We start from the raw sequence: 19,523 nt of genomic DNA, 5'->3' as shown, positions 1-19,523 counted from the left end.
TATACCGGGGAGTATCGCCGGACGGTGGTGAAGTTGTTTCGTCCTATTGGCTCAATGCGGTGGAGATCGTTCTACGCTGACGGCCATGAGCCGGTTCGTGGACACCATGGTGGCAACCGCTGCGAGGGCCGAGGATCGTGGGATGACGACGGGGGAGCCGACCGCTCCGGTTCGTCGGACGTGGGGCGAAGTGCACGAGCGGGCCGCCCGGATGGCCGGTGCGCTGGTCGCCGGCGGCGTCGCGCGGGGCGCGTCGATCGCCGTGCTGGCGGGCGACCCGGCCGCCATCGCGCCCGCCGTGCAGGCGGTGTGGCTCTCCGGCGGCAGCATCACCATGCTGCACCAGCCGACCGCCCGCACCGACCTCGCCGAGTGGGCCGAGGACACCCTGCGCGTGCTGTCCATGATCGGCGCGAAACTGGTCCTGCTGGGCAGCCCGTTCGACGCGCTGGCCGCCGTCCTCGACGAGCACCACGTCGCCTACCGCACGCTCGACGACCTGGACGGCGAACCGCTCGCCGCGCCGGTCGAGGTGGACGAGTCGGCGACCGCCCTGCTCCAGCTCACCAGCGGCTCCACCGCCGACCCGAAGGCCGTCCGCATCACGCACGGCAACCTGTGGTCCAACGCGAAGGCCATGGAGGTGGCCGCGCGGCTCGACCCGCAGACCGACCGGATGGTGTCGTGGCTGCCGCTGTTCCACGACATGGGGATGGTCGGTTTCCTGACCGTGCCGATGCTGTTCGGCATCGACCTGGTCAAGGTCACCCCGGCGGACTTCCTCGGCCGCCCCACCCTGTGGCCGGACCTGATCAGCCGCTACCAGGGCACCATCACCGCCGCGCCGAACTTCGCCTACGCCATCGCCGCCCGCCGGATGGAGGGCGTCGCGGACGGCACGTGGGACCTGTCCCGGCTGCGCATCGCGCTGAACGGCGCGGAGCCGATCGACCCGACCGCGGTGAAGGCGTTCACCGACGCGGGCGCGCGGTTCGGGATGCCGGCGGAGTGCGTGCTCTGCGCCTACGGCATGGCGGAGACGACGCTGGGCGTGGCGTTCGCGCCCGTGTTCACCGGCATCTCGGTCGACGTCGTGGACCCGGACGAGCTGGAAGCGGGCCGGCGGGCCGTGCCGGTGGCGGCGGACAGCCCCAACGCGCGGGCGTTCCCCCTGCTGGGCCCGCCGTTGCCGGACCTGGAGGTGCAGGTGGTGGACGAGTCGGGCGCGGTGCGCGGTGAACGCGAGGTCGGCCGGCTGCGGGTGCGCGGCGAGGCCGTGACGCCCGGCTACCTGACCGTGGACGGCCCGCGGGACACCCAGGACGCCGAGGGCTGGCTCGACACCGGCGACGAGGGCTACCTGGCCGACGGCCAGGTCGTCGTCTGCGGGCGGCGCAAGGACGTCATCATCATGGGCGGCCGCAACATCTACCCCACCGACATCGAACGCGCCGCGACCTCCGTGGAGGGTGTCCGGGCGGGCAACGCGGTGGCCGTGCGGCTGGACGCGGGGACGCGGCGGGAGCGGTTCGCGGTGGTCGTGGAGTCCAGGCTGGCGGGCGAGGACGAGGCCGTGCGGGAGCTGGGCAAGCAGATCACCGCACGGGTCGTGGACGCGGTGGGCCTGCGCCCGTTCTCGGTGGTCGTGCTCAAGCCCGGCAGCCTGCCCAAGACCCCGTCCGGCAAGCTCCGCCGCTCGGCCGCGTCGTCCCTGGTACCGAGCTGAGCCCGTACTAGTGGAACTTGTTCTGGTGGAACTTGTTCCTGGTGGAACTTGTGCTAGTGGAACTTGTTCTGGGCGGCTTCCAGCCCCAGTTCCAGCAGCGCTTCCACCGCGTCCGCCGTCCGGTCCAGCTCGAACGCCAGCTCCTTGCGCTCGACCAGGGAGAAGTCCCGCAGCACGTAGTCGGCCGGGTCCATCCGGCCCGGCGGGCGGTCCACGCCGAAGCGCACCCGGTGGTAGTCCTTGGTGCCCAACGACTTCGTGATCGACCGCAGCCCGTTGTGCCCGTTGTCGCCGCCGCCGAGCTTCATCCGCACGGTCGCGAACGGCAGGTCCAGTTCGTCGTGCACCACGACGACGTTCGCGGGCGGGACCTTGTAGAAGTTGGCGGTCCCGGCCACCGGACCGCCCGAGGTGTTCATGTAGCCGCGCGGCTTGGCCAGCACGACCCGCTTCGAGCCCAGCCGGCCCTCCAGCACGTCCGCCCCGCCCCGGTGCGCCTTGAACCTCCCGCCGATCCGGTCGGCGAGCACGTCGAGCACCAGGAACCCGACGTTGTGCCGGTTGCCCTCGTACTTGGGTCCGGGGTTGCCCAGTCCCACGACCAGGCTCACGTCATCGGCCACGGGACCGGAACTCCTGCTCCAACTCGTCCAACAGGGCGTCCACCGCACGCGTCTGGTAGCCCCGCCGCAGACCCGACGTGGTGCTGAACCTGGTGTGGCGGACCTCGCTCGACGTCATCCGCCCCTGTCCGTCCAGCGACGTGGCGGCCCGCGCGAGGAAGGCGTCGACCTCGCGGGAATCGTAGCCGTTCGACGACCGCGGCAGCTTCACCGCCCGCAGGTCCGCACCGGTCCGCAACGTGGTGGGCGGCACCGACCCGGCGCGCAGCTGCCACTCCAGGCCGGCCAGGAAGTCGTCCACCGCCCGCTGGTCGTAGCCGCCGGGCATCTCGTGGAACACCACCCGGCGCACCTCGTCCGGGTGCATCCGGGTCCGGCCGGCGAGGGCGTCCGCGATCTTCAGCAGGAACGCGTTCACCTGCGCCGGGTCGTAGCCCTTGCCGCCGCGCTTGCGGGGGAACACCGTCCGGCGCACCTGCGCCGGGCTCAGAGACGAGAACGGCACGCCACCCCAGCCCGGAGGCGGGGGAGGCGTGCCGTTCGACCAGCCCGACGTGATAGGGCTCAGCTCTCCTCGGTGGCCTCGTCGTCCGCGGCCTCACCCTCGCCACCGTCCAGCTGGGCGGCGGTGGGGGCGGCGTTGACGGCGACGACCAGCGCGTCGGCGTCGGTCACCAGGGTGGAGCCCGACGGCAGCGCCAGGTCCGAGGCGTGGATCTGGGTGCCGGCCACGACGCCGGCCACCGACACCTCGACCTGGTCGGGGATGTGCAGCGCCTCGGCCTCGACCTGGATCGTGGTGAGGTCCTGGGTGACCAGGATGCCGGGGCCGGGCTCGCCGACGATGATCACCGGCACCTCGACGGTGACCTTCTCGCCCCGCTGCACCAGCAGCAGGTCGACGTGCTCGATGTAGTTCTTGATGGGGTGCGTGGTGACGGTCTTGGTCAGCGCGAGTTCGCTGGTGGACTCGATGTCCAGCGTGAGAACTGCGTTCTGACCGTGCTCGCGGACGACACGGGCGAACTCCAGCGCCGGCAGGGCCAGGTGCTTCGGGTCGGAACCGTGGCCATAGAGCACCGCGGGGATCTTGCCGGCACGACGGGTGCGGCGGGCTGCGCCCTTGCCGAACTCGGTGCGCTCCTCTGCGGCGAGACGGACCTCGGACACGGTGGGGCTCTCCTAACGGTCTGGCCTTGATACGTCGGGCGGGGCCGGGCGGGGTGCTGGCCTGCGGCGGCGGGCGGCGCGGAGGGTGAACACGCGCGGCATCACAACCGCCGCGTCGATCACGCCGAGCGTGATGCTCGCCCTCGCCGAGGCAACCCGACCAGTGTAGGCCGGGCCGAGGACGAGGCCTAATCGGGGGTGGCGGACCGCTCACAGCGGGCGATGGAGTCGATCTCCCCGAGGATCGCGGGCAGCACCTCGGGGTGCTCCCGGCACAACCTCGGTATCGCCGAGTGCCAGCCCGGATAGGTGCTCGCCACTCCGGCCGCCGACCAGTCGACCTGCCCGAGCACGGTCCGCTGCGCCTGTCGGTGCTCGTCCTGCGCCGCTCGGCGTGCCGCATCCTCGATGCGCACGAACTCGGAGTCGGCCGGCGGGTCGTCGGCCGGCGGGTCCGCTTCCTCGCGCTCCGGGCCGATGCGCAGCCGCTGGTGAGCGCCGTGCTTGTGCGCGGTGCGCCGGGTGACCTGGTCGCGGGCCGCCGCCGCGTGGGCGAGCAGTCGTCGGGCCTGGGCGGGGTCGCTCCGGTGGACCGGGTGCGCCATTCGCTGCATCGCCTCGCAGCGGAGAGCCGGATCCGACACGGCGAGGGCGCGGGCCTCGGCTTCGGCCAGGTCGCCGGTCGCGAGGACGGCTTCGACCAACGGCATCAGCAGCCGGGGCTTCGGCCAGGCGTCGGCCCTCGCCTTGGCGGACCGCTCGGCCTTGAGCAGGAGCGCGCCCGCGCGCTCCACGTCGAGTGCGGCGACCGCCCGGACCACGGTCGCGAGCGCCAACTCGTAGCCGGGGTGGCCCTTCAGGACGTCGAGCAGGGGTTCCGCGACCGCCGGCTCACCCGCCGCGACCGCCGCCCGCACGACGGCCAGGCACGCGTCCCCGCGCCGGATGCCCGACGTGATGGCCCTGGCGAGCCCTCCGGCACGTCCCGGGTGACCGGCGGTCGCCATCGCCTTGACCACCAGGTGCATCGCGAGGTCTCGGCGGCTCTTGCCGGGCACCGCCCGCGCGGACTCCTCCGCCCGGTGCAGCAGCCGGGTCACGCGGTGCGGATCGTCGGCCGCAGCGCGCAACGCCGCTCGGAGTTCACGGTTCGCGCGCGTCGGGTCCGCCGCGAACTCCGTCACGGGGTCGGCCGCGCCCGCGATGGGGGCCGGTGCGCCGCGCACCACCTCGGCGGCGTCACGCTCGGGGGGTGCGGGGACCGGCTTGCGCACGCCGGGGTCGCCCCGGTGCTTGAGGACGCCGGCGTCGCCCCGGTGCCGGAGCACCCGTTGCGCCGCCGCGGCCCGCTCCCGGTCATCGGCGATCGTGCCCGCCACCGCTTCCGCGCGGTCGAGGTCGCCGGTCTTCAGCAACAGCTTGACCGTCGCGGTGAGGTCGCTGTCGCGCTGCTTCGGGGGACCGGTGCGGACGCGGCGCGCAGCCATCGCCAGGAGCCGCCGCACGCGGTCGGACGCACCCCGTGCCAGCGCCTCCTCGGTGATCGCCACCAGGGCGGCGAAGAACGACGCGGTGTCCGCCACCGATTCGGCGACCGACTCGGCCCGGTCCAGGTCGCCGCGTCGGCACAGGGCCTGCACGAGCTGCCGCAGCGCCAGGCTCTGGGTGTCCCGGTCGGGTAACGACCTGGCCAGCGCCTCCGCGCGGTCGGGGTTCCCGACGAGGGCCCACAGCGCCGGCAGGACGGGTGGCACGTGCGCGTTGCGGTCGGTGAGCCGGTCCCGGTGCACGGCAAGCCGGCTCACCGCGACGAGGTCGGTCTCATCTGCCAGGGCCTGGGACGCCGCGCCGATCTCGGCCATCGCCGCCACGTCGCCGCCAAACCGGTCGCGCAGCCGGTCGTGCCGGGCCGGATCGGTGGCGCAGGCCAGCAGCCGGGGTGTGTCGCCCGCCGCGACGAGCATCGCGTGGTAGCCGTGCAGCAGGTAGGTGGGGGTGTCGGCGGGCCAGTCGCGGGCGCGGTGGTCGTCCGCCCAGGCGTGCACGCGGTCGCGGTAGGCGGTCAGACTGCGGCCGAGCATCTGCACCGTCTTGCGTTGCAGTTCCTCGTGGGTGAGCAGGTAGACGTCGGTCGGGTCGCCGAGGCGGTGGTCGCCGGCGCGGCGGGCGAAGCTGCGGCCGGTGACCGTGGTCAGGTGGTCCTCGACCTCCCAGGTGGACGCGCCGGAGAGGGTCGCCAGGTCGGCCGCCGTGAGGCCGCCGCCGGCGGCGGCGAGCAGGCCCAGCAGGTCCTGTTCCAGCGCGCTGCCGTGCAGCAGGCGCTTCAGCTCGCGCTCCATGTCGGCGCGTTCGGCCTGCGCCTTGGGCGACGGGCTCAGCACCCGCACGACGCCGGGCTCGCGCAGCGGGTGGTGACCGGGCACGTCGGCCGGGATCGGTGGGTTGGGGCGACCGGCGACCACGACCCGCATACCCGCCGGTGGCCGGGCAGGCAGCAGGGCGGCGACGCTGTGCGCGTCCGGCCGCGTGGTGACGCCCCGGTCCTCGTCCAGGCCGTCGACGACCAGCACGAAGTGCTCCCCGCGCGCCCGGCAGGCGTGGGCGGCCTCGGCGAGCAGCCCGAGCAGGTGCGCCTCCCTGGTCGCCTCGGTCAGGAACGGCGGGAGGTCCTGGTCCAGCAGGGTGACCAGCTGCTCCAGCACGTTGTCGATGAACGCGTTCCGGTCGTTCTGCGCCGCGAGGCGGGCCGTGATGAAGAACGACACCACCCGCACCCCGGGCGGCGGGTCGAGCACGAACCAGGACAGCAACGCGGACTTGCCCGACCACGGGTCCGCCCGCCACCACCGGTACGCGCCGGCCGTGCCGGCGGAGGTGCAGAACTCGGCCAGCTCCGCGAGCTCGGCCTCCCGGCCGACCAGCTCGGCCGGCGCGATGCGCGCCACCTGCTGCCGGTAGCGGGTCCGCACCGGGCTGCCGGTCAGCAGGTTGACGTCCCGGACCTGGAACACGTCGCCGGTCACCGTGCCGGACACCGAGTTGGCGACGGCCGGCGCGCCGTGGGGCGTGCCGGCCGTCGCTTCGCGTCTCCCGCTCACCGGCCGATCATCCCGCAGGAGCGGCCGGATCCGGGTCAGGCGTTGCCGTCGAACAGGCTGGTGACCGAACCGTCCTCGAAGACCTCCTGGATCACCCGGGCGAGCAGGGGGGCGATGGGCAGCACGGTCATGGCGTCGAAGCGCTTCTCCGCCGGGATCGGCAGGGTGTCGGTGAAGACCACCTCGCGGGCGCCGCACGACCGCAGGCGCTCGACGGCCGGTCCGGACAGCACCGGGTGGGTGGCGGCGATGACCACGTCGGCCGCGCCCTCGGCCAGCAGCTGGTCGACGGCCTTGGTGATGGTGCCGCCGGTGTCGATCATGTCGTCGATGACGACGCACAGCCGGTCCTTGACCTGGCCGACCACCCGGTTCGCCACGACCTCGTTGGGCCGCAGCGGGTCGCGGGTCTTGTGGATGAACGCGATCGGGGCGCCGCCGAGGGTGTCGGCCCACTTCTCGGCCAGCTTGGTGCGGCCGGCGTCGGGCGAGACGATGGTCATCTCCTGGCCCGCGTACTTGTGGCGGACGTGGTCGGCCAGCAGGGGCATCGCCCACAGGTGGTCCACCGGGCCGTCGAAGAAGCCCTGGATCTGGGCGGTGTGCAGGTCGACGGCCACCAGGCGGTCCGCGCCGGCGGTCTTGAACAGGTCGGCGACCAGGCGGGCGGAGATGGGCTCGCGGCCGCGGTGCTTCTTGTCCTGCCGGGCGTACGGGTAGAACGGCATGATCACGGTGATGCGCTTGGCCGAGGCCCGCTTCAGCGCGTCGACCATGATCAGCTGTTCCATCAGCCACTGGTTGATGGGCGCGCAGTGCGACTGGATGACGAACGCGTCGCAGCCGCGCACCGACTCCTCGAACCGGACGAAGATCTCGCCGTTGGCGAAGTCGTAGGCCGACTGCGGGGTCACCGACACGTTGAGGTGCTTGGCCACCTGCTCGGTCAGCTCCGGGTAGGCGCGTCCACCGAACAGCATCAGGTTCTTCTTCGGCGTTCCGGGCATGGTGGGGTTCACGGTCAGCGCCCTTCCTCGGTTGTGTCGGCGTCCTGCGGTGCGAGCGCCTCTTGCGCCGCCTGGGCGGCCGGGGTGCCGGGCCTGCGCCGCACCACCCAGCCCTCCAGGTTGCGCTGCGGACCCCCGGACACGGCGAGCGCGCCCGGCGGTACGTCCCGGCGCACCACGGTGCCGGCACCGGTGTACGCACCGTCCCCGACTGTGACGGGGGCGACGAACATGTTGTCGGAGCCGGTCCTGGCGTGAGACCCGATGACGGTGCGGTGCTTGTTCACGCCGTCGTAGTTCACGGTCACGCTGGCCGCGCCGATGTTGGAGTGCTCGCCGATGGTGGCGTCGCCGATGTAGCTCAGGTGCGGCACCTTCGAGCCGGTGCCGATCTCGGAGTTCTTCACCTCCACGAACGCGCCGATCTTGCCGTCCGCGCCCAGCCGCGTGCCGGGTCGCAGGTAGGCGAACGGCCCGACGGTCGCGCCCGCGCCGACCTCCGCCCCGGACCCGTGGGTCCGCACGACGGACGCGCCCGCACCGACGGAGCAGCCGCTCAGCGTGGTGTCCGGTCCGACGACCGCGCCTTCGCCGACCACCGTGCCGTCCCGCAGCTGCACGCCGGGCTCGACCAGCGCGTCCCGCCCGAGCCGCACGTCCGCGTCCAGCCAGGTGGTGGCCGGGTCGACCACGGTCACGCCCTCGCGCATCCACCGCTCGACGATCCGGCGGTTCAGCTCCGCACCCAGCCGGGCCAGCTGGACGCGGTCGTTGACGCCTTCGACCAGCCACGCGTCGGTGGTCACCACCGCGCCCACCCGCCGGCCGTCCGCCCGAGCGACGGACAGCACGTCGGTCAGGTACAGCTCGCCCTGCACGTTGTCGGTCGAGATCCGGGTCAGGGCGTCGCGCAGCACCGCCGCGTCGAACGCGTACACGCCCGAGTTGATCTCGGCGATGGCCTGCTGGGCCGGGGTGGCGTCCTTCTGCTCGACGATCCCCTCGACCTCCCCGGACGCCGAGCGCACGATCCGCCCGTAGCCGGTGGGGTCGGGCACGACGGCGGTCAGCACGGTGACCGCGTTGCCCGAGGCGCCGTGCTCGACCAGCAGGTCGCGCAACGTCGGGGCGTCGAGCAGCGGCGTGTCGCCGTAGGTCACGACGACCGTGCCGCCCAGGTCCTCGGGCAGTTCGGCGAGGCCGCAGCCGACCGCGTGGCCGGTGCCCTTCTGCTGCTCCTGCACCGCGACGGTGACCTTGCGGTCCAGCGCGGTGGACAGGCTGTCGAGGTGTTGGGTCACCGCGGCACGCCCGTGCCCGACGACGACGGCCAGATGGTCCGGATCGGTCCCGGCGGCGGCGCGGACCGCGTGCTCCACGAGGGAACGCCCGGCGATCCGGTGCAACACCTTCGGGGTGGCGGAGCGCATGCGGGTGCCTTCACCCGCCGCGAGGACGATCGTGCTGACTGGGGTGGGGACACCCTCGAGCATCAGCGCTCTCCCTAGCTGACTGAAAAGTGCGAGCCTGCCAGCGGGAATGCCTGGCTCCCGCCAGGTGCTGATACTAAGCCTCCGAGGACGGTCCGCCTTCCACGGCGGCAACCTGGCAGCCACCTCTGCGCTTCGCCAGGTACATCGCGGAGTCGGCTCGGGCCAGCGCCTGGTTGGCCGACTCGCGGGGCCGCACGGAGATCACCCCGACCGACAGGGTGACGCCCCGGGAGAGGTCGGAAGGCAAGCCCGCCACGGCATCCACCGCCCGACCGAGGGCCGCTTCGGCGGCGTGCAGGGGCGCGCCGGGCAGCAGCACGACGAACTCGTCGCCGCCGTACCGGGCCACCAGGTCGTCACCGCGCAGGGCCTGGCGGAGTGTGCTCGCAATCACGCGGAGGACATCGTCACCCTCGGCGTGCGAGTGCTTGTCGTTGACCACCTTGAACCCGTCCAGGTCGACCAGCGCGATCGCCATCGGGTGGGTCTGCGCGCTGATCAGCGCGCCGAGCCGGTCGTCCAGGGCACGCCGGTTGGGCAGCCCGGTCAGCGGGTCCTGCAGCGCCTGCTGCGCGATCGCGCCGTGCGCCCGGGTCAGCCGTTCGTGGTCGCGCCGGGTGACCAGCGTGGCGGTGCGGGCCTCCTGCATCTGCCACAGCTCCACCTCCAGCGCGTTGGCGTAGGTCTGGAGGGCGGAGATGGTGTGCTCCCCGTGCGGGCCGGACAGCTTCGCGTACTCGCGCACCAGGCACAGCATCAGCGTCGGCTCGGACGTGTCGTGCTCCAGCCGGGTGCGGGCGTCGGCGAGCACCTGCAACGCCTGCTGCGGCAGCTCCTCCAGCTCCAGGCACCGGGCCAGCGCGATGGACACGATGATCAGCTCGCGGGCGTACATGGACAGCTCGCGCAGCCGCCACAGCGGGGCGATGTGCTCCGGGCCGGGCTTGGCCAGCGCGTGCGCCGCGCCGATGATCGGCACCTGCTCGGCGGCCGACCGGTCCCGCCGGCCGGGGTAGAGGGACTCGCGGAACGGCCCTTCCACGACCTCGGCGATGGCGGACGCGGTGGCGAACTTGGCCGCCGCCTCCTCGATGTTCTCCACCCGTTCCAGCCGCAGGCCCCAGCCGATCAGCATCCGGGCCCGGTTCATCAGGTGGATGTAGATCAGGTGCGGGCCGGCGCTGTCCCGGATCGCGTTGTGCGCCCGCGCCAGCACCGCGTCGGCCATCTCGTAGACGCCCAGCTGGGTGAGCACCAGCCCGGTGGTCTGCAGCGCGTTGGCCAGCAGCCGGTCCCAGGTGCGCTTGTCCAGCACCGGGTCCGGGGTGAGGTTCTCCTCCAGCATGGCCAGCCCGCTGGCGACCTCGGTCAGCGCCTTGTCCTCGAACCCGCCGAGCAGGTACCGGCGACCGCGCAGCGCGTGCGCCTCCGCCTCCAGCACGACCAGGCCGTGCCGCCGGGTGTGCGCGAGCAGTTCGTCCAGCATGGAGTCGGACAGGTCCACCAGACCGGGCGTGACCAGCCGGACCACGGCCGCCGCGCGCAGGAGCTGGCCGACGATCCGCGGCTCGCCGCGGGCCTGGGCCTCGCCGAGCAGCTCGTCCACCTCGTGGCAGGCGTCGAGCTGGTCCGAGAGGTGGCTGCTCTGGGCCACGGCCACGAGCTCACTCGCGCGGCCGACCAGCCACGCGTCGGACATCTCGTGGAGCGCCGGCGCCACGTTGCCCTGCTCGTCGACCGCTTCCTCGTGCAGCGACTCACACCCCCCAGGCAGACGCGGGCCGGGACCGGTAGGGCTCGGCCTTTCTCGCTCCGCCACCAGGATTCGAACCTGGACCATCGGAACCAAAATCCGAGGTGCTGCCTTTACACCATGGCGGAACGGGCGGAGGTCTCCCTCGCACCGCGCGAACACATGTTGTCACGACTGGTCCCCGAAGGTCAGCAGCACCACTCAACTGGCGGCAATCCGTCCGTAATTCGATCATGACCGTGCGTGTTTCCGCTGGTCAGCTCGGCCCTGTCAGCGGGGCCAGAAAGTCGGTCACGGTTCGTTCGTACCCTTTCGGGTCGACGTTCCAAGCGGCCGTGTGCTCGGCGGCGGGCACTTCGACGTACCGGATCGGCCAGCCCAGGCCCGCCGCGGCGGCGGCCAGGTCCCGCGAGGCCTGCACCGGCACCGTGCCGTCGGCGGTGCCGTGGATCAGCAGGGTCGGCGGGGTGCGCGCGGGCGGGTGCGCGGCCAGGTCGAAGCGGTCGAACTCCAGGTCGGCGCGCCAGTCGGAGACGAGTTCGGCGATCGGCACGAGCTGGGTCGGCACGCCTCGGTTGCGGGACTGGAGCTCCAGGGTCCTGGTCCAGCTGGTGACCGGCGCGTCCAGCACCGCGCCTACCACTTTCGGGGCAATCTCGGACCGGGCCAGGAACTGCCCGACGATCGCGCCGCCCATCGACCAGCCGTACAGCACGACCTGGCGCGCGCCCCGGTCGAGCGCGTACCGGGCGGCGGCCTCGACGTCGCGCCACTCGGTGTCGCCGAGGTGGAACAGGCCGTCCGGGGACGCGGGCGCGCCGGCGTCATTGCGGTAGGTCACCGCCAGAACGGGTATCCCGGCTGCGTGCAGCGCGGGGATGATCCGAAGCGACTCGGCCCTGGTGCCGCCGCGGCCGTGGACGGCGATCACCCAGGTGGACGACGTGCCGGGCACCAGCCAGGCGGGTGCGTCGCCCAGCTCCGTGCGCACCCGCACGTCCTGGAAGTCCAGCCCGTGGGCGGCTTTCGGGTCGCCGGTCCACACCGACGCCTCCATGCGCACGTTCGTGCCGTCGGGCGGGGGAGTGCCGTCGAGCACCTCGCGCAGCACGGTCGTGCCCTTGCGCTCGGTCACCCGGCCCACCCGAGCCGTTCCGTGCGGCCACACGAGACCCCATGTGCCCGGAAGCACAGTGATCCTGGACTCCGCCAACGCGACGGACCGTTCAGTCGACCCGGTGACGGTGTCGGGAAAGCCCGGACGGGCCCGGCCCGGCTCCAGGAGCTGACCGCTGTAGTACCAGCCGACGCCCATCACACCTGCGCTGAGCAGCAGCAACACCACGCCCAAGACGATGAGCGCGATCCGCGCGCGGCGTCCGCGGCGAACGTTCGGTGACCCCATCAGCGCATGATGCGCCGTCGATGATCGACACGCCCGGGATCCTGAGAACACGCCATGGATTCGCCCGCCGCTCTGGCGGGACAAGGCCGCCCTAACTTACGCTTCCGTAAGTTACGGTTCCGTAGGTAGCCCCCGAACATCCAAGAGGTACACGTATGACCAGCACCCTTGAGAGCAGGTCCACGCCGCCGAGCCCCGACAAGGGGCCCAAGCCGATGATCGACGGCCGTCGCGGCCACGTAGAGCAGTTGGGTGTCTACGTGTTCGTCATCGTGCCGTTCCTGGCGCTCGTCGCGGCTGTGCCGTTCGCCTGGGGCTGGGGGCTGGGCTGGGTCGACGTCGCGCTCTTCGTCGCCTTCTACTACCTCGCCGGCCTGGGCGTGACGATCGGCTACCACCGGTACTTCACGCACGGCTCGTTCAAGGCCAACCGGGCGCTCAAGATCGCCCTGGCCATCGCGGGCAGCATGGCGTTGCAGGGCCCGGTCATCGTCTGGGTGGCCGACCACCGCCGGCACCACGCGTTCTCCGACCGCGAGGGCGACCCGCACTCGCCGTGGCTGTTCGGCAACGGCCCGGTCGCGCTGGCCAAGGGCTTCTGGCACGCCCACATGGGCTGGCTGTTCGAGCGGGACAAGACCAACGCGCAGCGCTTCGCGCCGGACCTGCTGGCCGACGAAGACCTGGTGAAGATCGACAAGCTGTTCTGGCTGTGGACGATCATCAGCCTGCTCGCCCCGGCCGCGCTCGGCGGCCTGATCACCATGTCGTGGGCCGGCGCGCTGTCCGCGTTCTTCTGGGCGGGCTTCGTCCGGGTGGCGTTCCTGCACCACGTGACCTGGTCGGTCAACTCCATCTGCCACATGGTCGGCGACCGCCCGTTCGCCGCGCGGGACCGCTCCGCGAACGTGTGGGCGCTGGCGATCCTGTCCTTCGGCGAGTCGTGGCACAACCTGCACCACGCCGACCCGACCTGCGCGCGGCACGGCGTGAAGCGCGGCCAGATCGACACCTCCGCGCGGCTGATCTGGCTGTTCGAGAAGTTCGGCTGGGCGACCAACGTGCGCTGGCCGAACGAGCAGCGCCTCGCCCGGATCAGCGTGAAGAAGTAAATCCTTAACCCGCCCCTCGCCTGCTCGGCGAGGGGCGGGTGTTTAGGGTGACCGGGATGGCGGGCAGACGACGCGATGGCGACAACCCGGTCCCGCGCGTGCGGATGACCGGCAAGGAGCGGCGCGAGCAGCTGCTCGACGTCGCCCGGGCCCTCTTCGCGGAGAAGGGCTTCGAAGTCACCTCGATCGAGGAGATCGCCCACCGCGCCGGCGTGTCCAAGCCGGTGGTGTACGAGCACTTCGGCGGCAAGGAAGGCATCTACGCGGTCGTGGTCGACCGCGAGATGCAGTACCTGATGGACCACATCGTCAACGCCCTGTCCGGCGGCCACCCGCGTGAGCTGCTGGAACAGGCCGCGTGCGCGCTGCTGGACTACATCGAGGGCTCCACGGACGGCTTCCGCATCCTGGTCCGCGACTCGCCGGTGGCGTCGTCCACCGGCACGTTCTCGTCGCTGCTCAACGACATCGCGTCCCAGGTGGAGTCGATCCTGGGGCTGCACTTCTCGCGGCAGGGCTACGACCGCAAGCTCGCCGCGCTCTACAGCCAGGCGCTGGTGGGCATGGTCGCGCTGACCGGCCAGTGGTGGCTGGAGGTGCGCAAGCCGAAGAAGGACGAGGTGGCCGCGCACCTGGTCAACCTGGCCTGGAAGGGCTTGTCGCACATGGACCACAAGCCCAAGCTGCGCACCCGCCGCTGACCGTTCCGCCGACCGCAGCCGTGCCGACCGCCGTGCGACCGCTCGCGGCGTGCCACGCCGATCCGGTGCGCGGGCTCAGCCCCGGCTCACCTTGAGGATCTTGTCGTCCGAGCCGTTCGACGTGGTCAGGTAGAGCGCCTTGTCCGGGCCGAGTTCCGCGCCCCGGAGCCTGCCGTGGGTGCCGTCCAGCTCGTCGGGGATCGAGACGGAGTGCACGCCGCCCTCCTGGGTGACGGTGAAGAACAGCACCTTCGAGCCCTTGAGCGCGGTGACGGCCAGCACGCCGTTCAGGCCACCCCACTCGTCGCCGGTCAGGAACACCGCGTCGGAGATCGCCTCGGTGGGGCTGCCGGACGACCACACGGCGGGCACGGCGCCCGGGAAGCGCTCCAGGTCGGTCATCGGGACGTCCTCGTCGTACCGGTCCTCCGTGCCGCCCCGCGACGGATCCCAGCCGTAGTTCGCGCCCGCCTTGAGGACGTTCACCTCGTCGTCCACGTCCGGCCCGTGCTCGGCGGTGAACACCAGCCCGTCCTGCCGGACGGCGATGCCCTGCACGTTGCGGTGGCCGTAGGTGTGGACCCCGCCCTCGCCGGTCGCGAGGTCCAGCTTCAGCACCTTGCCGCCGAGGCTGCCGCGGTCCTGGGAGAGCGAGGCGCGGGCGGTGTCCCCGGTGCCGACGAGCAGCTTGCCGTCCTTGTCGACGGCGAGGCGGCAGCCCGAGTGCCGGCCGCTGGGGTTGGCCGGCAGCCCGGCCCTGAGCGGGTCCTTGACGCGCTTGGCCGCGGAGCCGGTCAACTCCCAGGTCACCAGCCGGATGTCACCCGACGTGTTGAAGCACGTGGTGAACCTCCCGGTGGTCGCGAAGTCCGGGTGCACCACCAGGCCCATCAGCCCGCCTTCGCCGCGTGCCACGACGTCCTCGAGATCGGCTTCGACCTCGGTCTTCAGGCCCTTGTCGACCAGGGTGAGCTTGCCGGGGCGTTCGGTGACCAACATCCGCCCGTCGGGCAGGAACCCGATCTCCCACGGGTGGGTGAGGCCCGCGGTGACCACCTCGACCTTGATCCCCTTGGGCGCTTCACTGGCCGGCACGTTCCCGCCGGGAGGGGCGCTGGAACACCCGGCGAGCAGCAACACGGCGGCAAACCCGACAACCCGGCGCATACCGTTCAGCATGCCAAGGTCGGTGTGAGAACGCCTTACAGGAAGTACGGCCGTTCGGGCGGTAGCAGGGCCGTGGCGGCGTCCAGGTCACCGGCCCGCACGTGGCCGTGGATCTCGCGCACCAGCGGCGTGATGTCGGTGATGCCCACGATCCACTCCCGCACGTACCGCTCGGAGGCGGTACCCGCCAGCCCGAGCTGGATGGACCGGTGGTCCAGCGGCCGGTGGTGCAGGTCGCGTTCCGGATCCCACTGGACGCGGACCTCGGGCTTGCGGCCGACGCCCTCCGAGCTGGGCACCGCCTCCCGGACGGCCCGGTCGAAGCCCTCCCGCGTCATCCGGACCGCCAGCACCCGTTCCTGGTCCGGCTTCGACGCCCAGCCGCAGCGGTACACCATCCACCGGAACGACGGCTTGATCCACGTCATCCGCCCGGCCCGGAACGGCGGCACGAACGTGCCCGCCGCCACCGCCGCGTCGGCGATCGCCGCGTTGTACGCCTGGTAGACCGTGATGTGCCGATCGTCGTAGTCGGCCCTGATCTCCTTGTGCTCCACCCTTCAAGGGTGCGGCACCCGGTCAAGCGACTAATCGGCGCGCAGGGTGTCGGTGGGTGGACGTACGCTGGACGTGAGCACCCCTCCCGGTGGGCACAGGTCCTGGGCAGGGGTCTGTCCTCGTTGCCTTTGGGAGCCACGCAATGCCCCAGCCCGGCCCGCTGTCCGGCCTGCTGACCGCTGTCCTGTCCGACAAGGCGCTGCGCGCCCTCATCGACTCGCTCGGCGTGCCGTCCCTGGAACTGGAAGGCGCGCCCGCGGCCCGGCCGATGGTGGTCGCCGCGCTGGCCCGCCGCACGCCGGTGCTGGCCGTCACCGCCACCGGCCGGGAGGCCGACGACCTCACCGACGTTTTGCGCGACCTGCTCGGGCCGGACGCGGTGGCGATCTTCCCGAGCTGGGAGACGCTGCCGCACGAACGCCTGTCGCCGCGCGCGGACACGGTGGGTGCCCGGCTCCAGGTGTTGCGGCGGCTGCGGCACCCCGGCGACAACCCGCTGCGGGTCGTCGTGGCGACCGTGCGCAGCCTCATCCAGCCGATGGCGCCGAACCTGGGCGACCTCCGGCCGGTGGACCTCGCGGTCGGCGGCGAGCACGACTTCGAGCAGCTGCTGACCGACCTCACCGACCTCGCCTACGTCCGGGTGGACATGGTGGAGAAGCGCGGCGAGTTCGCGGTCCGGGGCGGGATCCTGGACGTGTTCCCGCCGACCGCCGAGCACCCGCTGCGGGTCGAGTTCTGGGGCGACGAGGTCAGCGAGATCCGGCCGTTCTCGGTGGCCGACCAGCGCTCGCTGCCGCAGCAGGTCGACGGGTTCACCGCGCCGCCGTGCCGGGAGCTGCTGCTCACCGGACGGGTGCGGGAGCGCGCCGCCGAGCTGGCCCGGCAGCACGAGTCGGACGCCCAGCTCACCGAGATGCTCGACAAGATCGCGAGCGGCATCCCGTCCGAGGGCATGGAGGCGTTGATCCCGGTGCTGTGCGAGGGGGAGTTGCAGCTCCTCACCGACGTCGTCCCGGACGGCACGCACGTGCTGGTCAACGACCCGGAGAAGATCCGCGCCCGCGCCCACGACCTGGTGCGCACCGGGCAGGAGTTCCTGGAAGCGTCCTGGATGGCCGCCGCCGGCGGCGGGAAGGCGCCGATCGACCTGGGCGCGTCGGCGTACCGGAGCCTGGCCGACGTCGCGGACGCGGCCAGGGCCAAGGGGCGGCCGTGGTGGACGTTGAGCCAGCTCACGTCCGAGGGCACCGACGTGGTCCGGCTGGAGTTCAAGCACGTCGAGGCCTACCAGGGCGACATCGACCGGGCGTTCGCCGACCTGCGCGCGCACACCGCGTCCGGCGGCACGGCGGTGCTGGTGGTCCCGGGCGCGGGCACGGCGCAGCGCGCGGTCGAGCAGCTGGCCGACGCGGAGGTGCCCGCGGTGCCGGCCGAGAGCCTGGTGGACAAGCCGCGACCGGGCTCGGTCACGGTGGTCCGGGGCGCGCTGGAGGACGGCTTCTCGCTGCCGGACCTCGCCCTCGTGGTGCTGACCGAGACCGACCTGACCGGCGGGCGGCACGGGACGTCCACCAAGGACATGCGGCGGATGCCGTCGCGGCGGCGCAACGCGGTGGACCCGCTGGCGCTGCGCCCCGGCGACTTCGTGGTGCACGAGCAGCACGGCATCGGCAAGTACGTGGAGATGGTGCAGCGCACGGTCGCCAACGCGACCCGCGAGTACCTGGTGCTGGAGTACGCCTCGTCCAAGCGCGGCCAGCCCGGCGACCGGCTGTTCGTGCCCACCGACCAGCTGGACGAGGTGTCCCGGTACGTCGGCGGCGAGCTGCCCACCCTCAACAAGCTCGGCGGCGGCGACTGGAAGAACACCAAGGCCAAGGCGCGCAAGGCGGTCAAGCAGATCGCGGCCGAACTCGTGCAGCTCTACGCCGCCCGGCAGTCCGCGCCCGGCCACGCGTTCGCGCCGGACACCCCGTGGCAGCGGGAGCTGGAGGACGCCTTCCCGTTCACCGAGACGGTCGACCAGATGGCGGCCATCGACGAGGTGAAGGCCGACATGGAGCGCACGGTCCCGATGGACCGGGTGATCTGCGGCGACGTCGGCTACGGCAAGACCGAGATCGGCGTGCGCGCGGCGTTCAAGGCGGTGCAGGACGGCAAGCAGGTCGTGGTGCTGGTGCCGACGACGCTGCTCGCGCAGCAGCACCTCAACACGTTCACCGAGCGGATGCGGGCGTTCCCGGTGAACGTCAAGGGCCTGTCCCGGTTCACCGACCCGCAGGAGGCCGAGCAGGTCGTCGCCGGCCTCGCCGACGGTGAGGTGGACATCGTCATCGGCACCCACCGGCTGTTGCAGAAGGGCCTGCGGTACAAGGACCTCGGCCTGGTGATCGTGGACGAGGAGCAGCGGTTCGGCGTCGAGCACAAGGAGCACATCAAGGCGCTGCGCACGCACGTCGACGTGCTCACCATGTCCGCCACGCCCATCCCGCGCACGCTGGAGATGTCGCTGGCGGGCATCCGGGAGATGTCCACCATCCTCACCCCGCCCGAGGAGCGGCACCCGATCCTGACCTACGTCGGCACGTACGACGACAAGCAGGTCGGCGCGGCCATCCGCCGCGAGCTGCTGCGCGACGGCCAGGTGTTCTACGTGCACAACCGGGTGTCGTCGATCGAGAAGGCCGCCCGGCGCATCCGCGAGCTGGTGCCGGAGGCCCGGGTGATCACCGCGCACGGCCAGATGAACGAGGACAAGCTGGAGAAGATCATCCAGGGCTTCTGGGAGAACGAGTACGACGTGCTGGTGTGCACGACGATCGTGGAGACCGGCCTGGACATCTCCAACGCCAACACGCTCATCGTGGAGCGCGGCGACCTGCTCGGCCTGTCCCAGCTGCACCAGCTGCGCGGACGCGTCGGCCGCGGCCGGGAGCGCGGCTACGCCTACTTCCTGTACCCGCCGGAGGCCCCGCTCACCGAGACCGCGCACGACCGGCTGGCCACCATCGCGCAGAACACCGAGCTGGGCGCGGGCATGGCGGTCGCGATGAAGGACCTGGAGATCCGCGGCGCGGGCAACATCCTGGGCGCGGAGCAGTCCGGCCACATCGCGGGCGTCGGCTTCGACCTGTACGTGCGGCTGGTCGGCGAGGCGGTGGAGGCGTTCAAGCGGCACGCGGGCGCGGAGGTCGAGGGCGACGAGGACCTGGCCGACGTCCGGGTCGACCTGCCGGTGGACGCGCACATCCCGCACGACTACGTGCCGGGTGAGCGGCTGCGGCTGGAGGCGTACCGCAAGATCGCGGCGGCGGGCGACGCGGCGGCGCTGCAGGCGGTGTGGGACGAGCTGAAGGACCGCTACGGCGCCCCGCCGCTGCCGGTCGAACGGCTGCTCGCGGTCGCCCGGTTCCGGCAGACCTGCCGGGCGCACGGCGTGACCGAGGTGGCCGTGCAGGGCCCGACCATCCGGTTCGCGCCGCTGGAGCTGAAGGATTCGCAGCTGGTGCGGCTGGCCAGGCTGCACCCGAAGGCCGTCTACAAGCAGGTCACGCACACCGTGTCGGTGCCTAGGCCGACGGAGGGAGCGGCCGGCGGCCGGATGGGCGCACCGCAGCTGCGTGACCAGGAGTTGCTGGATTGGTGCGCGCACTTCCTGGAATCCTTGGCGGGTACTCCCGTGAGGTCGGTCACGGGGTCGTGAGAGG

The 19,523-nt window shown here is 72.2% G+C and carries 14 protein-coding genes and 1 tRNA gene; 4 read left to right on the top strand and 11 right to left on the bottom strand.

Annotated elements, in window-relative coordinates; translation table 11 throughout:
- Window positions 1-85 precede the first annotated feature (85 nt).
- Complete coding sequence (locus tag FHS29_RS14460) at window positions 86-1,726, top strand: fatty acyl-AMP ligase (protein WP_184691146.1); 1,641 nt, start codon at window positions 86-88, stop codon at window positions 1,724-1,726.
- Between the two features lie 53 nt (window positions 1,727-1,779).
- Here FHS29_RS14460 and pth read toward each other — a convergent pair whose 3' ends face one another.
- The 9 genes from pth to FHS29_RS14415 all read right to left on the bottom strand — a co-directional run bounded on the left by pth (window position 1,780) and on the right by FHS29_RS14415 (window position 12,275).
- Window positions 1,780-2,349 (bottom strand): aminoacyl-tRNA hydrolase, encoded by a 570-nt coding sequence (gene pth / locus FHS29_RS14455; RefSeq protein ID WP_184691145.1) that lies wholly within the window; start codon window positions 2,347-2,349, stop codon window positions 1,780-1,782.
- Window positions 2,339-2,854, bottom strand: coding sequence for a DivIVA domain-containing protein (locus tag FHS29_RS14450; protein WP_184691144.1), 516 nt, complete (start codon window positions 2,852-2,854; stop codon window positions 2,339-2,341). Before FHS29_RS14450 ends, pth begins: the two co-directional genes overlap by 11 nt.
- A 59-nt stretch (window positions 2,855-2,913) precedes the next feature.
- Window positions 2,914-3,519, bottom strand: a complete 606-nt coding sequence (locus tag FHS29_RS14445) for a 50S ribosomal protein L25/general stress protein Ctc (RefSeq protein WP_184691143.1) — start codon at window positions 3,517-3,519, stop codon at window positions 2,914-2,916.
- Between the two features lie 188 nt (window positions 3,520-3,707).
- Complete coding sequence (locus tag FHS29_RS14440) at window positions 3,708-6,617, bottom strand: hypothetical protein (protein ID WP_184691142.1); 2,910 nt, start codon at window positions 6,615-6,617, stop codon at window positions 3,708-3,710.
- 35 nt (window positions 6,618-6,652) lie between these two features.
- Complete coding sequence (locus FHS29_RS14435) at window positions 6,653-7,624, bottom strand: ribose-phosphate diphosphokinase (RefSeq protein WP_184691524.1); 972 nt, start codon at window positions 7,622-7,624, stop codon at window positions 6,653-6,655.
- Window positions 7,625-7,638: 14 nt separating this feature from the next.
- Complete coding sequence (gene glmU, locus FHS29_RS14430; protein ID WP_184691141.1) at window positions 7,639-9,117, bottom strand: bifunctional UDP-N-acetylglucosamine diphosphorylase/glucosamine-1-phosphate N-acetyltransferase GlmU; 1,479 nt, start codon at window positions 9,115-9,117, stop codon at window positions 7,639-7,641.
- Between the two features lie 73 nt (window positions 9,118-9,190).
- Window positions 9,191-10,837: a GGDEF domain-containing protein gene (locus FHS29_RS14425; protein ID WP_184691140.1), complete on the bottom strand. Its 1,647-nt coding sequence runs from the start codon at window positions 10,835-10,837 to the stop codon at window positions 9,191-9,193.
- 90 nt (window positions 10,838-10,927) lie between these two features.
- Window positions 10,928-10,998, bottom strand: a tRNA-Gln gene (locus FHS29_RS14420).
- Between the two features lie 128 nt (window positions 10,999-11,126).
- Entirely contained in the window at window positions 11,127-12,275 is a 1,149-nt protein-coding gene (locus FHS29_RS14415; protein ID WP_184691139.1) for an alpha/beta hydrolase family protein, read from the bottom strand.
- Between the two features lie 155 nt (window positions 12,276-12,430).
- On the opposite strand from FHS29_RS14415, the gene FHS29_RS14410 reads away from it, so the two are divergent.
- Together FHS29_RS14410 and FHS29_RS14405 are read left to right on the top strand one after the other, a co-directional pair.
- Window positions 12,431-13,387 carry an acyl-CoA desaturase gene (locus FHS29_RS14410; RefSeq protein ID WP_184691138.1) on the top strand — a complete coding sequence of 319 codons (957 nt, stop codon included), beginning with the start codon at window positions 12,431-12,433 and terminating at the stop codon, window positions 13,385-13,387.
- A gap of 104 nt (window positions 13,388-13,491) precedes the next feature.
- Complete coding sequence (locus FHS29_RS14405) at window positions 13,492-14,088, top strand: TetR/AcrR family transcriptional regulator (RefSeq protein ID WP_184691523.1); 597 nt, start codon at window positions 13,492-13,494, stop codon at window positions 14,086-14,088.
- A gap of 75 nt (window positions 14,089-14,163) precedes the next feature.
- Here the strand turns inward: FHS29_RS14405 and FHS29_RS14400 are convergent, their stop codons facing one another.
- A complete protein-coding gene (locus FHS29_RS14400) occupies window positions 14,164-15,255 on the bottom strand; it encodes a PQQ-dependent sugar dehydrogenase (protein WP_184691137.1) in 1,092 nt (363 codons plus the stop codon).
- A 35-nt stretch (window positions 15,256-15,290) separates the two neighbouring features.
- Window positions 15,291-15,812: a DUF4291 domain-containing protein gene (locus FHS29_RS14395; RefSeq protein ID WP_184691136.1), complete on the bottom strand. Its 522-nt coding sequence runs from the start codon at window positions 15,810-15,812 to the stop codon at window positions 15,291-15,293.
- A gap of 143 nt (window positions 15,813-15,955) precedes the next feature.
- On the opposite strand from FHS29_RS14395, the gene mfd reads away from it, so the two are divergent.
- Window positions 15,956-19,519, top strand: a complete 3,564-nt coding sequence (gene mfd, locus FHS29_RS14390; protein ID WP_184691135.1) for a transcription-repair coupling factor — start codon at window positions 15,956-15,958, stop codon at window positions 19,517-19,519.
- The last annotated feature ends 4 nt before the right edge of the window (window positions 19,520-19,523 follow it).

It is taken from the genome of Saccharothrix tamanrassetensis, from assembly GCF_014203665.1.
Taxonomy (GTDB): Bacteria; Actinomycetota; Actinomycetes; order Mycobacteriales; family Pseudonocardiaceae; genus Actinosynnema; species Actinosynnema tamanrassetense.
This window is presented reverse-complemented; position numbering and strand designations above follow the sequence as displayed.

What these genes read in the sequence shown, in the direction of transcription:
- FHS29_RS14460 (WP_184691146.1), top strand. Translation starts at nt 86, where the DNA reads ATGAGCCGGTTCGTGGACACCATGGTGGCAACCGCTGCGAGGGCCGAG.
- mfd (WP_184691135.1), top strand. Translation starts at nt 15,956, where the DNA reads ATGCCCCAGCCCGGCCCGCTGTCCGGCCTGCTGACCGCTGTCCTGTCC.
- FHS29_RS14435 (WP_184691524.1), bottom strand. Translation starts at nt 7,624, where the DNA reads ATGCCCGGAACGCCGAAGAAGAACCTGATGCTGTTCGGTGGACGCGCC.
- FHS29_RS14410 (WP_184691138.1), top strand. Translation starts at nt 12,431, where the DNA reads ATGACCAGCACCCTTGAGAGCAGGTCCACGCCGCCGAGCCCCGACAAG.
- FHS29_RS14415 (WP_184691139.1), bottom strand. Translation starts at nt 12,275, where the DNA reads ATGGGGTCACCGAACGTTCGCCGCGGACGCCGCGCGCGGATCGCGCTC.
- glmU (WP_184691141.1), bottom strand. Translation starts at nt 9,117, where the DNA reads ATGCTCGAGGGTGTCCCCACCCCAGTCAGCACGATCGTCCTCGCGGCG.
- FHS29_RS14400 (WP_184691137.1), bottom strand. Translation starts at nt 15,255, where the DNA reads ATGCGCCGGGTTGTCGGGTTTGCCGCCGTGTTGCTGCTCGCCGGGTGT.
- FHS29_RS14405 (WP_184691523.1), top strand. Translation starts at nt 13,492, where the DNA reads ATGACCGGCAAGGAGCGGCGCGAGCAGCTGCTCGACGTCGCCCGGGCC.